Here is a 12683-nt window from a genome sequence, read left to right as displayed (position 1 = left end):
CAAACTTTCAATAATTACTGAAAGTTTAAAATTTATTGTATATTTGTTATATGGAATATCAAGAAGCAAAAGAAAAGTTTATCAGTACCTGGGGAAGTTTAGGTACACTTTGGGGCATCAATAAAGCTATGGCCCAAATACAAGCTTTGCTTTTTATCTCCACAAAACCGCTATCTATGGAAGATATTATGGAGGATCTTAAAATTTCTCGCGGTAACACCAGTATGAATTTACGACAACTCATAGATTGGGGAATTGTAACCAAAGTGTTAGTGTCGGGAGAACGTAAGGAGTTTTTCACCACTGAAAAGGATGTACAAGAACTAGCGCGCACCATAGCAAAAGAGCGTAGTCGCAGAGAAATTAAACCTGTTATAAAAGTTTTAGAAGACGTTTCTTCAATTGAGGATGATGGGACAGAAAAAACCAAAGAATTAATAAAACAAACCAAAGCCTTAAAAGAACTAACGGACGATTTAGATACTTTAATGAACAAGCTAGTAAACCAAAAGCAAAACTGGTTAACCAAGTCTGTTTTAAAGCTAATGAAATGATAAATATTTTTTTGAAATTAACTTTCAATATTTTTTGAAAGTTTTAAAACAATAGAATTATGAAAAGATTATACAATATTAACAAATGGCTAATCATAATTACGCTTCTACTCTATTTAACATTTTATTTTGGCTTTATGGCACAAATTGTACTTGGTATAGCTCAAATAACAATGAGTATTTTAATATTATTTAATTACTCTAAACTATCAATATCACTAAAGAAATTATTTATAACATATTTAATATTGGCAATATCTGCAATTTCTATTTATGTAATTAAATTGACGATTGACAAAAGTGATTTTAGCTTTTTTCTATTGTTTACAGTTGCAACAATGCTTTTGGCGTTGTTTCATTTATACATCACCTACAAAATTCAACAATCATGAATAGTCAACTAAAAACACCTTACGGAGTGATCATTTTTTCATGGAAGAAAACAATCTGGTTGTACATCATGCTTTTGTCAATCTTTTTTATTGATTTTTCATTAATGGATTGGCAAGATGTTTCTTTAAACATTTTGCTATTATTTTTCACCGTAGGCATAGGCCACTCGGTTGGTTTACACAGAGGCATAATCCACAAGTCATATCAAACAAATACAATCTTTAGAAATTTTAGCCTTTATCTTTTTGTACTAACAGGATTGGGAAGTCCATTGAATTGGCTAAAACAACACTATTTCAGAGATTATTGGCAAAACAGAAATGATTGTCCAAGATATTTTCAATATAAACATTCATTAGTAACAGATTATTATTGGAATCTTCATCTCACCTTTATTCCAAAAGATTTATCACGCTACAAAATCCCAAAAGAAGATTTAAATGACTCTACCATACAATGGCTGCACAAAACATGGCAATTACACTACATCATTTTTATGATTGCACTTTATCTTCTTTTTGGTTTTAACAGTATGCTTATTGCTACAAGTTTACGAACCTCTACAATAATTTTAGGGCATTGGTACATTGGCTATGCTTCTCATAAATATGGTTACTCAAGACACAAAATTAAAGATGCTGATGAAAGCGGCTACAATGACATTCTATTGGGACTTATTTCGTTTGGTGAAGGGTTTCACAACAATCACCATTCCTACCCAACCTCAGCAAAGTTTTCTTCAAAGTGGTACGAAATCGATTTTGGATGGATGATAGCTTGGCTATTAAAAAAATTAAGAATAATTACCTCTGTAAAAACACAAAAAGGGAATTTAAAACCTACAGCAATAGCATATAATTCTACAAACTGGAAATTACCAAAATTATAACACCATGAAAACACAATCCATACCATACACAAACTACTCAGAACAAAACCGAATAGAAATGGTAGATTTCTACAACGAAGCTACCGAAGATTATGAGTTTTGGAGTAACGATTACAACATGCACTTTGGGTATTTTATTCCGTTTAAAACAAACTTGTTTAAGCGAGATAGTATGCTGAATGAAATGAACAAACAAGTCACTAAAAGGTTAAACATTAATAAAACTAAAAACAGACTTATAGACTTAGGTTGTGGTATGGGAGCCACAATGCGGTATGCATTAAAAAATCACAAAAACGTCATAGTCTACGGAGTAACATTATCTGATTTTCAAGTTAAAAAAGGAAATGAATTATTAAAAGGTAAAAACGGCATCATACTCAAAGAAAATTACAATAACACGTCATTTCAATCTAACTCATTTGACTCTGCTGTTGCGATTGAAAGCTTCTGTCATTCGGGTCACAATTTTAATTCCCTTAAAGAAATGCATAGACTACTAAAACCTGGTGGACGCTTTGTTATGGCTGATGCTTTTTTAAAAAAGGACAAAGCTCAACTTTGTAAAGGCGGAAAATATGCCTATAACAAATTATGTAATCATTGGAGTTTAGAAAAACTAGAGACACATCAATTCATTAAAGAAAGTTTGGAAGAAATAGGATTTACAAACATAAAAGTTGAAGATATATCAATGAGAGTTGCTCCATCTGTACTCCATGTGCCTTTTGCAATTTTAGGCTTTATTTTCAAGAAAATTTTTGGTTTTAAGAACCTTAAAAAAGAAAGTCTCCATAATTTAAAAGGATCTTTCTATGCTTTATTATCTGGTTTGCATCTTAAAAGTTTTGGATATTACATTATCAGTGCAACCAAACGTTAGGAAAATGTGAACATGTATAACAGGTCATAATATTTTAACTATTTTTGACATAGCAATGTGAACAAAAATGGCTAACCATCAATTAAATCCTAACAACTGGATTAATTTGTATTCAGATTACCTCTTTAACTATACCATTTCTAGAGTTAATGATAGAGAAATGGCACAAGATTTAGTGTCTGAAACTTTTTTGGCTGGCCTAAAATCTATGAACAACTTTAAAGGAGAAGCCAGCGAGCGCACATGGTTAATCTCTATTCTTAAGCGTAAAATCATAGATTACTACCGTAAAATAAATTCTAACAAAGGTAAAGCTGAAGTTAGAATGACCTATAACAACGATTCTGAAACTGACGGAGATTGGATAGAGGAACGTGTCGCAGATCCATTTGATAAAACTGCCGAAGACAAATTAGAAAATACAGAATTGGGCAATGCCATTTATGACTGTTTGTCAAAATTACCTCAAAAACAGGCAGAGGTTTTTAAAATGAAAACTATTTTAGGTTACGACACCGAAACTATTTGTAATGAATTAGATATAACTGCGTCTAACCTTTGGGTATTAATACATAGAGCAAGAACAGCCTTAGCTGACTGCATGGAAGAAAACTGGTTTTAAGATATAATGAAGAAAAGTTTTTTATTTATAAGTTGTGAAGAAGCTAAACATATTTGTGACAAAGCACAATATGGAGAAGCTACTGGCTGGGAACGTATTAAACTCACTATAAGGCTTTCATGGTGTAGAGTAACAAGAGCTTATTCTAACAAAAACAATAAATTAACTGACACTATAGAACATGCTAAAGTTGATTGTTTAAAAAATGATGAACGCAACAAAATTAAACAGCAATTTGAAGAAGAATTAGCTAAGCATCAGCAAAACCATCAACCATAAAATTGGTATGCTCTCTACCCAAAACGCACTATAATATTGTGACTGCTTTTTATGGGCAAACAATACAAAAATTAGTGTTATACTCATTATTACACCATTCGAAATAATAGCCGTACTACTCATTTCATCTTTAAAATATTCCAAGAAGAAAAAAACTATCAATAAAAAAACACCAATAACCTTAGTATTTCTTACACCAATACGCTGAGGTATCGTTGCTAATTTTATACTATCATAAATAAGGTCCCTTATCTCAAAAGGCAGCATTAATACAATCACAAAAATAAAACGCTGAACTCCAGTAATTACAACATCATCATTAATATGATAACTCTTGTTAATTAATGGTAAAAAAACCGTTGTAAACACCCATACTAAAGCAATTACATAAACCTTTAGCCCACTGACCTGTCTTAAATTTTTGTGACTATCCCTAAAGTATCGTATTGGCAGTAAAGGTACAGCATATAGAAAAGTGATAAGTCCAAAAATCGAAAGGTATATAAGCGTATTTACATTCAACTTTAGAGCATAATAACCCATACCTAAAAACGCAAAAAAAGAAAATATCTGAATTGCTTTTAACCATGCAGCCAAGCTTCTATGATGAAATTTCGCGACTCCAAAATATTTTACAAAATTGTAACCCGTTATAGTGGCTAAAAAAACAAAGACCAATACATTTTTATCGCACTCTAATTCAAACTGAATTAGAGTTACCCAAGTCATGGCTACCACAGCCAAAGCCACATGAATACTACTATTGATGTAAAAATTAAATATTTGCCTTAAAACACGCATTAAGCAAAAATAATCATTGTGTTAATAACCCTTGCTTTCGGTTAAAAACTTTAATTCTCAATAGTCAATAAAATAGTGGTTTTCCGTATTTTTGCATATCAAAAAAATTAGCAGAATAAAGCATGGATACGACCTCTTTTGCACTTAGACACATTGGCCCAAACCAAGATGAAAAAAAAGCTATGCTAAACACCATTGGTGCTACTAGCATAGATCAGTTAGTTTCAGAAACTATACCAGCTGGCATACGTCTTCAAAAAGACTTAGATTTAAAACCAGCAATGAGTGAGCAAGAATATCTTAATCACATTAACAAATTATCTCAACTTAATAAAGTTTATAAATCTTACATTGGTTTAGGATACCACCCTTCTAATTTACCTGCAGTTATACAACGTAATATTTTAGAAAATCCAGGTTGGTATACAGCTTACACACCTTACCAAGCAGAAATAGCTCAAGGTCGTTTAGAAGCTCTATTAAACTTCCAAACTATGGTTATTGATTTAACTGGTATGGAAATTGCCAATGCATCCCTTTTAGATGAAAGTACTGCAGCTGCAGAAGCAATGAGTTTATTGTTCGCAATTAGAGATCGTGCTCAGAAAAAAGCAGGTGTCAATAAATTCTTTGTCTCAGATTTAGTCTTACCACAAACTATTTCCTTGTTAGAAACCAGAGCAATTCCGATTGGTATAGAATTAGAAATTGGTAATGAAGCTGAGTATAATCTATCTGATGAATATTTTGGTGCACTTTTACAATATCCAGGTAAAAATGGACAAATCACAGACATAAAATCCTTTATTGAAAAAGCTAATGCACAAAATATCAAAGTAGCTGTAGCCGCAGACATTTTAAGCTTAATTAAGTTAGAAGCCCCAGGAAAATTTGGTGCGGATGTGGTTGTTGGTACTACACAACGTTTTGGTATACCAATGGGTTACGGTGGTCCACACGCTGCTTATTTTGCAACAAAAGAAGCATACAAGCGAGACGTACCTGGTCGTATTATAGGTGTTACAAAAGACACAGACGGCAACAGAGCTTTGCGTATGGCATTGCAAACCAGAGAGCAACATATCAAAAGAGATAAAGCGACCTCTAACATTTGTACAGCTCAGGTATTATTAGCTGTTATGGCAGGAATGTATGCAGTATATCATGGACCAAAAGGTTTAGAGTTTATTGCTAATAAAGTTCAGAATACTACCGCAACTTTAGCTTCTGCTTTAGAAAATTTAGGCTTAGAACAGGTAAACACACATTACTTTGACACTATTCAAATAAAGGCAGATCCTGTAAAAGTAAAATACGAAGCTGAAAAGAAAGAAGTTAATTTTTATTATCCAGATAACAATACTGTTACTATTGCTATAAATGAAACAACTACAATTTCAGACTTAAATGAAATTATTTCAATTTTTGAAGCAGTAACAGAAACAACTACAGATGAGATTACATCAATTTCTGAAGCTAACACAATTCCAGATCACTTAAAACGCCAAACAGAATTTTTAACTTTTGACGTTTTTAACGCTTACCATTCTGAAACAGAATTAATGCGCTATATCAAAAAATTAGAGCGTAAAGATTTGGCATTAAATCACTCTATGATTTCATTAGGGTCTTGTACTATGAAGCTTAATGCTGCATCAGAAATGTTACCTCTTAGTTGGCCAAGTTGGGGAAATATGCACCCATTTGCTCCAAAAGAACAAGCTGCTGGTTACCAACTAATGCTAAACACATTAGAAAACCAGCTTACCGAAATCACTGGTTTTGCTGCAACATCTTTACAACCAAACTCTGGTGCTCAAGGTGAATTTGCTGGTCTTATGGTTATTAAAGCCTATCACGAATCTCGTGGAGATCATCATAGAAACATTTGCTTAATTCCATCTTCTGCACACGGAACAAATCCAGCAAGTGCAGTTATGGCAGGTATGAAAGTAGTTGTAACAAAAGCATCTGAAGATGGAAATATCGATGTTGATGATTTAAGAGAAAAAGCAGAATTACACAAGGATAATCTTTCTGCATTAATGGTAACCTACCCTTCTACTCATGGTGTTTACGAATCTGCAATTAAAGAGATTACACAAATCATCCACGACAATGGCGGACAAGTTTATATGGATGGTGCCAACATGAATGCACAAGTTGGTTTAACCAATCCTGGAAATATTGGTGCAGATGTTTGTCACCTCAACTTACACAAAACCTTTGCTATTCCTCACGGAGGAGGTGGACCTGGTGTTGGCCCTATTTGTGTTGCAGAACAACTAGTACCATTCTTACCTGGTAACCCAATTATTAAAACCGGTGGACATCAATCTATTTCTGCAATTTCTGCAGCTCCTTTTGGTTCTGCATTAGTATGTCTTATTTCTTATGGTTACATCTCAATGCTAGGCGCTAAAGGATTAAAACAAGCGACCGAAGCAGCCATACTTAATGCCAATTATATCAAAGAACGTTTAGAAGGTTTTTATCCAACCTTATATACAGGTGAAAATGGTAGAGCCGCTCACGAAATGATTATAGACTGTCGCGATTTTAAAGCCAATGGTATAGAAGTTACAGATATTGCTAAACGCTTAATGGATTATGGTTTCCATGCTCCAACAGTATCTTTCCCTGTTGCAGGTACTATGATGATAGAACCAACAGAAAGTGAAAGCAAAGCTGAAATGGATCGTTTTTGCGATGCCATGATTTCTATCCGTCAAGAAATAGATAACGCTTCTAAAGAAGAACCTAACAATGTATTAAAAAATGCACCTCACACGTTAGACATGTTAACTTCAGACGAATGGCTATTACCATATAGTCGCGAAGCAGCAGCATTTCCTTTAGAGTATATTAGAGACAATAAGTTTTGGCCAAGTGTTAGACGAGTTGATGATGCTTATGGAGACAGAAACTTAATGTGTAGTTGTGCTCCTATTGAAGATTTTATAGAAGCTTAGTATTCAATATTAACATAAATTAAAAAAGTGCTCAAAATGAGCACTTTTTTTGTGGTATTTGTAACAAAAAACGGAATAATTAAGAATTCAGAAAAAATATCACTTTTACAAGATTAATTCATTCTTATGTATTAGAGTTTAACTAGTTTAGTAAATTAATAGCAATTTTTGAGGTATGGGAATTAAGATCACAGGCACTGGCAGTTATATTCCAAAGAGCATAGAAAAGAACGAAGATTTTCACCAACATCAATTTCTAAATGCAGACGGTTCTACAATAGACTATCCAAATGAAGTCATCGTAGAAAAATTCAAAGACATTACAGGTATTGTTGAGCGTCGATATGCAGACGATCAGTTAGTCGCTTCAGACATTGGTTTTCTTGCCGCACAAAAAGCTATTGATGATGCCAATATAGATCCTGAAACAATAGACTATATTATTTGCGCACACAATTTTGGTGATGTAAAAGCCAATACTATTCAAAGTGATATTTTACCATGTTTAGCTTCACGTATCAAACACAGTTTACGTATTAAAAATCCAAAATGTGTGGCTTATGATATTCTTTTTGGTTGTCCTGGCTGGGTAGAAGGTGTTATACAAGCTCAAGCTTACATCAAGGCTGGTATGGCAAAACGTTGTCTTGTGATTGGTGCAGAAACTTTATCTCGTGTTGTAGACAAACACGATAGAGACTCTATGATATATTCTGATGGTGCTGGCGCAAGTATTGTTGAAGCAACAGATGACAATGATGGTATTTTAGCACATGAGTCAGCTTCATTCACTTATGATGAAGCATATTATTTGTTCTTTGGAAACTCTAATAATAAAGACTTATGTCCTGACACGCGCTACATAAAAATGCATGGACGCAAAATCTATGAATTTGCGCTCACTAATGTAGCACAAGCCATGAAAGATTGTTTAGAAAAAAGTGGTGTGGACATTTCTGAAGTAAAGAAAGTACTTATCCATCAGGCTAACGAAAAAATGGACGAAGCCATCATTAAACGTTTTTACAGACTTTTTAAAGCGCAGGCTCCAGAAGGTATTATGCCAATGAGTATTCATAAACTTGGAAACAGTTCTGTTGCAACAGTACCTACCCTTTTCGATTTAATAAGAAACAATAAACTCGAAGATCACCAAATCAATAAGGGAGATGTTATTATATTTGCAAGTGTTGGCGCTGGTATGCATATCAACGCTATTGTTTACAGATATTAATAAAAGATTACCGCTGTTGCGGAAATGTAATGTACGAAAAAACATATCCTAACAAGCGATTTAAACTCACTCTTCTGTTTTTAAAAAAACACGTCTCAAACTCTGAAACCATTTTAGATTTAGGAGTAAAAAATCCATTTTCGGAAATTATGCTTTCTGAAGGTTATACTGTTGAAAACACCAAAGGCGAAGACCTTGATGAAGACCGTTCTACAATAGAAAATACTTCTACCGATGTTGTTACTGCTTTTGAAATTTTTGAACACTTACTCTCCCCTTACGAGGTTTTAAAATCAATTAAGTCTGAAAAACTTGTTATTAGTGTTCCTCTGAGATTATGGTTTGCCTCTGCATACAGAAGTAAAACCGATAAATGGGACAGACATTACCATGAGTTTGAAGATTGGCAACTCGACTGGCTATTAGAAAAAACAGGTTGGAAAATTATTGATCGTCAACAATGGACAAATCCTGTAAAAAAGTTTGGAATAAGACCACTTTTAAGACGCTTCACAAATCGGTATTATATTATCTACGCTGAAAGAATTTCCGAGTAGAATTCTTTAGATTTGAAATTTAGAATTTAAATATTGAATTTCTACATCGTCATACCAGCTCATAATGAGGATGCCTTTATTGGCAATACATTAGATTCACTAGCCAATCAAACGCTTTTGCCTAAAAAGCTGATTGTGGTTAATGATAATTCTACAGACCAAACAGAAGCTATTGTTGATGGTTTTTCAAAAACTTATCCTTGGATTTCTCAGGTGATTTCAAAATCATCAGATCAGCATTTACCTGGTTCAAAAATCATAAATGCCTTTTACAAGGGTTTTGAATCTTTAGATGACAACTATGATGTGATTTGTAAGTTTGATGCCGACCTTATTTTTCCGAATAATTATTTAGAAACGCTGGCTAATCATTTTAATAAAAATCCTAAACTTGGTATGGCTTCTGGTTTTTGTTATATCGAAAAAGACAACCAATGGATTTTTGAAAACCTTACTAATAAAGATCACATTAGAGGTGCACTAAAAGCTTATGGTAAAACCTGCTTTAATCAAATTGGGCAACTAAAACGTTCTATGGGTTGGGACACTGTAGATGAGTTATTGGCAAAATTTCATGGTTGGGATATTCTAACAGACGAATCACTTCATGTAAAACACCTGAAACCTACAGGACAATCTTACAATAAGGCTTCTAAATACCTGCAAGGCGAAGCGATGTATAAAATGCGCTATGGTTTTTGGATTACTTTAATTTCTGCTATAAAATTGGCATCCAAGAAAGGCAATTTTAGGTTGTTTAGCGATTACATGGCTGGCTATTTTAAAGCTAAATCTTCAAAAACTGAATTTCTGGTTTCTAAAGATGAAGGTAAATTTATTAGAAACTTGCGTTGGGAAGGGATAATATCAAAGTTTAAATATGGTCGATAGATACAGAAACATGTTCAACAAAGCAAAAGTGTCCTAAAAACTCCAGCCTTTGTAACTACTCGACGCTTCAATTTTATTTTCGATAACATCATCTAATTCTGGGAAGAAATCTATTCCTGTTAATTTTTCAACCTCATCTACAGATACCACAAACTTATACAATGGCAAATCTGAGTCTTTATGATTCAACAGAAACGCCAACACTTTAGGCTTTCCGTTGGTATTATCTAAAACAATTTTATAAAACTGATTTGGTACAGCAACCTGCTCTTCACCAATAGTTTTTAAGCCATCTTTTAAAATTCCTCCAGTAACAATAAAAACACCATCGTACTTTTTAGACCAATACCTTACTTTCTGTTCTAATCTATTCCATACACCAGAATTAAATTGATGTTCTTGCGGACTAATATTACTGGTTAAAAAGGTTTCATCGTGTGCTGCTTTACTAAACCTACGATCTCCTGCAGGACAAAGATGCCCTCGATCGTAACCCGATTGCTTATAGTTTCTCCAATGTGCTGCTCCACTTTTTACCGCATTATCAATTTCAAAATATGGCCTTTCAAAATTCGTAGTACTCAAATGTGAGGACTTCAACTCGTAAGCCACCCACTCTGCCTGTTCGTGTGGTTCACTATAAGACAATGAATAGTTTTGATGATGTACCACCTGACCAGTTGTGCTACTAGGTAAGAAGTATTCGTTGGTTTCTGTTTTGGGTTGTTTACCTTCTTCAACTATAGCCGATTTTTCCTCTGAATTTAGATAATGTTCAAAAACATAAATAGCTATCAAAATTATGATAGCTATTATGGAATATAGTCGCTTTTTATTCAAAATAATACTTAGTCTATAACGAATCCTAAAGGTTGACCTGTTGCTCCATTAGGAAAGCTGATACCTAAAAGTGCAGAAATTGTTGGTGCAATATCTGGAATTACTGTTTTGTTATAAGTTTGGCCCTGTTTTATGCCTTTTCCGAAGAACAGTAAAGGCACATGTGTATCGTAATTAAGTCCGCTACCATGTGTAGAACCTGTTTTACTGTAGGCGATGTGTGCAATATCGTCTACAATAATAACATCGCCTGATCGCTTTTGGTTAAATCCGTTTTGCAGTAATGCTTCAATTCCTGTTGTAAAATCTGTACTGTTCATTGTTGTTGCAGTATAAACCTTAGCAATATTAGGATAACTAATTTGCTCATCTACAAGAGCTTGTTCAACTTCATGAATATCTAATCCTAATTCTTTCAGTTTCGCTTTATTAAAAAACAATTGGTTGTTACTAACATTTTCAACAATGTCTACTGTACCATATTTTTCAACTAAAAACTTTTGAAAACGTTCTTTTCTATCATTATAATCTAAATAGCCAGCAGGAATTTTAACCGACTGTAAATATGCTGGCACATCAACTGCTCCATGATCTGCCGTTAAAAAAACAGTGTATTCTCCTTCACCCACATTCTCATCCAAATACTTAAAGAATCGCTCTAAATCTTTATCTAATCTTATGTAAGTATCTTCTACTTCTTTTGAGTTTACACCAAAGTTATGCCCTACATAATCTGTACTAGAAAAACTAACTGTAAGCACATCTGTATCATTATCTTTCCCTAAATCTTCACCTTCTAATGCAGCCAATGCAAAATCTACAGTAAGACTGTTACCGTAAGCTGTAGCTTTTAGCACATCAAAACCTCCATTTTCATCTTTTAAAGCTGCTAAATCATAAGGAAATGTTGCTGTTTCTTTTCCGTTAAAACCACGTTCAAAATCATTAAGATCACTTCCGCTTTCAATATAGGTTTCTATAGGCTGATAGGTATCCCATACTTTTAAATACGATTCTACTGTATCTGAATCGTTGAAATCTTTTACCCATTGTGGCAAATCTTTTCTATAAAATGTGCTTGTAATCCAAACCCCTTCGTCTTTACCATGAAACCAATACGCTGCATTAGCAGTATGGCCAGCTGGCAGAATAGCTCCTCTATCTTTTATGGCTATACCTATTGTTTTTCCTCGCATTTGCGTAAACAACCTGTTTTCGTCTGCTACACTTGTGGTTAACATTCTGTGTGGCGACATCTTACCAGCAGAACTTTCAGTTCCTACAGATTCTACAGAATCATCTTGAGCGCAATAAACCGATTCTTTAATGTCTTTATCATACCAGTTGTTAGAAATAATTCCATGATACTTAGGTGTTGTACCTGTGTAAACCGAAGTATGTCCTGGCCCTGTATAAGTTGGCACATAATTAAAATGATTGTTTTTACAGTTAAATCCTTCATTAATCATTCTCATAAAACCACCTTCGCCAAACTTAGATTCAAAACGTGTTAAATAATCGTAACGCATCTGATCTACAACAATACCTACAACTAATTTTGGTCGTGAACTAGTTTCATTTTGCGAACTCACAACAGCTCTTTCCGTTGTGCTTTCCTGTGCTCCACATGAGTAAAACAAGGATAATGAGATGATTAAAACAAAGATGTTTTTCATAATTAAATAGTCATTTTTATGAACGTCAAAAATACGGTTTTTAGAACATCTTAATTTAAATTAACATTAATAAACTCATCTTTTTTCATACT

13 protein-coding genes are annotated in these 12683 nt (G+C 33.7%); 10 read left to right on the top strand and 3 right to left on the bottom strand.

Annotated features, from left to right (window positions below):
* Window positions 1-50: 50 nt before the first annotated feature.
* From MST30_RS08800 to MST30_RS08775, 6 genes are all read left to right on the top strand, one after another.
* On the top strand, window positions 51-554 hold the full coding sequence (locus MST30_RS08800) for a GbsR/MarR family transcriptional regulator (protein WP_243471046.1): 504 nt from the start codon (window positions 51-53) through the stop codon (window positions 552-554).
* A 59-nt stretch (window positions 555-613) separates the two neighbouring features.
* The gene (locus MST30_RS08795) at window positions 614-946 is read left to right on the top strand and encodes a hypothetical protein (RefSeq protein ID WP_243471045.1); all 333 of its coding nucleotides are present in this window, start codon (window positions 614-616) and stop codon (window positions 944-946) included.
* The gene (locus MST30_RS08790) at window positions 943-1836 is read left to right on the top strand and encodes a fatty acid desaturase (RefSeq protein ID WP_243471044.1); all 894 of its coding nucleotides are present in this window, start codon (window positions 943-945) and stop codon (window positions 1834-1836) included. The genes MST30_RS08795 and MST30_RS08790 overlap by 4 nt, the downstream gene beginning before the upstream one ends.
* Before the next feature lie 4 nt (window positions 1837-1840).
* Window positions 1841-2719, top strand: coding sequence for an SAM-dependent methyltransferase (locus MST30_RS08785; RefSeq protein ID WP_243471043.1), 879 nt, complete (start codon window positions 1841-1843; stop codon window positions 2717-2719).
* A 67-nt stretch (window positions 2720-2786) separates the two neighbouring features.
* The gene (locus tag MST30_RS08780; protein WP_243471042.1) at window positions 2787-3341 is read left to right on the top strand and encodes a sigma-70 family RNA polymerase sigma factor; all 555 of its coding nucleotides are present in this window, start codon (window positions 2787-2789) and stop codon (window positions 3339-3341) included.
* Window positions 3342-3347: 6 nt separating this feature from the next.
* Window positions 3348-3620 carry a hypothetical protein gene (locus tag MST30_RS08775; protein WP_243471041.1) on the top strand — a complete coding sequence of 91 codons (273 nt, stop codon included), beginning with the start codon at window positions 3348-3350 and terminating at the stop codon, window positions 3618-3620.
* Here MST30_RS08775 and MST30_RS08770 read toward each other — a convergent pair.
* A complete protein-coding gene (locus MST30_RS08770) occupies window positions 3588-4421 on the bottom strand; it encodes a UbiA prenyltransferase family protein (protein ID WP_243471040.1) in 834 nt (277 codons plus the stop codon). The genes MST30_RS08775 and MST30_RS08770 overlap by 33 nt on opposite strands.
* A 122-nt stretch (window positions 4422-4543) precedes the next feature.
* Between MST30_RS08770 and gcvP the strand changes: the two genes are divergently transcribed.
* The 4 genes from gcvP to MST30_RS08750 all read left to right on the top strand — a co-directional run bounded on the left by gcvP (window position 4544) and on the right by MST30_RS08750 (window position 10075).
* On the top strand, window positions 4544-7393 hold the full coding sequence (gene gcvP, locus MST30_RS08765; RefSeq protein WP_243471039.1) for an aminomethyl-transferring glycine dehydrogenase: 2850 nt from the start codon (window positions 4544-4546) through the stop codon (window positions 7391-7393).
* A 175-nt stretch (window positions 7394-7568) separates the two neighbouring features.
* The gene (locus MST30_RS08760; protein ID WP_243471038.1) at window positions 7569-8627 is read left to right on the top strand and encodes a 3-oxoacyl-ACP synthase III family protein; all 1059 of its coding nucleotides are present in this window, start codon (window positions 7569-7571) and stop codon (window positions 8625-8627) included.
* Window positions 8628-8656: 29 nt separating this feature from the next.
* Window positions 8657-9184 carry a class I SAM-dependent methyltransferase gene (locus tag MST30_RS08755; protein WP_243471037.1) on the top strand — a complete coding sequence of 176 codons (528 nt, stop codon included), beginning with the start codon at window positions 8657-8659 and terminating at the stop codon, window positions 9182-9184.
* Window positions 9185-9217: 33 nt separating this feature from the next.
* Window positions 9218-10075 carry a glycosyltransferase family 2 protein gene (locus MST30_RS08750; RefSeq protein WP_243471036.1) on the top strand — a complete coding sequence of 286 codons (858 nt, stop codon included), beginning with the start codon at window positions 9218-9220 and terminating at the stop codon, window positions 10073-10075.
* A 33-nt stretch (window positions 10076-10108) separates the two neighbouring features.
* Here MST30_RS08750 and MST30_RS08745 read toward each other — a convergent pair whose 3' ends face one another.
* Both MST30_RS08745 and pafA read right to left on the bottom strand, forming a co-directional pair.
* Window positions 10109-10915: a DNA/RNA non-specific endonuclease gene (locus MST30_RS08745; RefSeq protein ID WP_243471035.1), complete on the bottom strand. Its 807-nt coding sequence runs from the start codon at window positions 10913-10915 to the stop codon at window positions 10109-10111.
* 8 nt (window positions 10916-10923) lie between these two features.
* Entirely contained in the window at window positions 10924-12591 is a 1668-nt protein-coding gene (gene pafA, locus MST30_RS08740) for an alkaline phosphatase PafA (RefSeq protein ID WP_243471034.1), read from the bottom strand.
* Between the last annotated feature and the right edge of the window lie 92 nt (window positions 12592-12683).

The organism is Winogradskyella sp. MH6 (assembly GCF_022810765.1).
GTDB lineage: Bacteria > Bacteroidota > Bacteroidia > Flavobacteriales > Flavobacteriaceae > Winogradskyella.
The sequence above is the reverse complement of the archived record's forward strand: the minus strand, read 5'-3'. Positions and strand labels throughout refer to the sequence as shown.

Excerpts from the sequence above, each read along its gene's own strand:
- MST30_RS08780 (WP_243471042.1), top strand. The coding sequence starts at position 2,787 with ATGGCTAACCATCAATTAAATCCTAACAACTGGATTAATTTGTATTCA.
- MST30_RS08790 (WP_243471044.1), top strand. The coding sequence starts at position 943 with ATGAATAGTCAACTAAAAACACCTTACGGAGTGATCATTTTTTCATGG.
- MST30_RS08785 (WP_243471043.1), top strand. The coding sequence starts at position 1,841 with ATGAAAACACAATCCATACCATACACAAACTACTCAGAACAAAACCGA.
- MST30_RS08795 (WP_243471045.1), top strand. The coding sequence starts at position 614 with ATGAAAAGATTATACAATATTAACAAATGGCTAATCATAATTACGCTT.
- MST30_RS08800 (WP_243471046.1), top strand. The coding sequence starts at position 51 with ATGGAATATCAAGAAGCAAAAGAAAAGTTTATCAGTACCTGGGGAAGT.
- gcvP (WP_243471039.1), top strand. The coding sequence starts at position 4,544 with ATGGATACGACCTCTTTTGCACTTAGACACATTGGCCCAAACCAAGAT.
- pafA (WP_243471034.1), bottom strand. The coding sequence starts at position 12,591 with ATGAAAAACATCTTTGTTTTAATCATCTCATTATCCTTGTTTTACTCA.
- MST30_RS08770 (WP_243471040.1), bottom strand. The coding sequence starts at position 4,421 with ATGCGTGTTTTAAGGCAAATATTTAATTTTTACATCAATAGTAGTATT.
- MST30_RS08760 (WP_243471038.1), top strand. The coding sequence starts at position 7,569 with ATGGGAATTAAGATCACAGGCACTGGCAGTTATATTCCAAAGAGCATA.
- MST30_RS08775 (WP_243471041.1), top strand. The coding sequence starts at position 3,348 with ATGAAGAAAAGTTTTTTATTTATAAGTTGTGAAGAAGCTAAACATATT.
- MST30_RS08755 (WP_243471037.1), top strand. The coding sequence starts at position 8,657 with ATGTACGAAAAAACATATCCTAACAAGCGATTTAAACTCACTCTTCTG.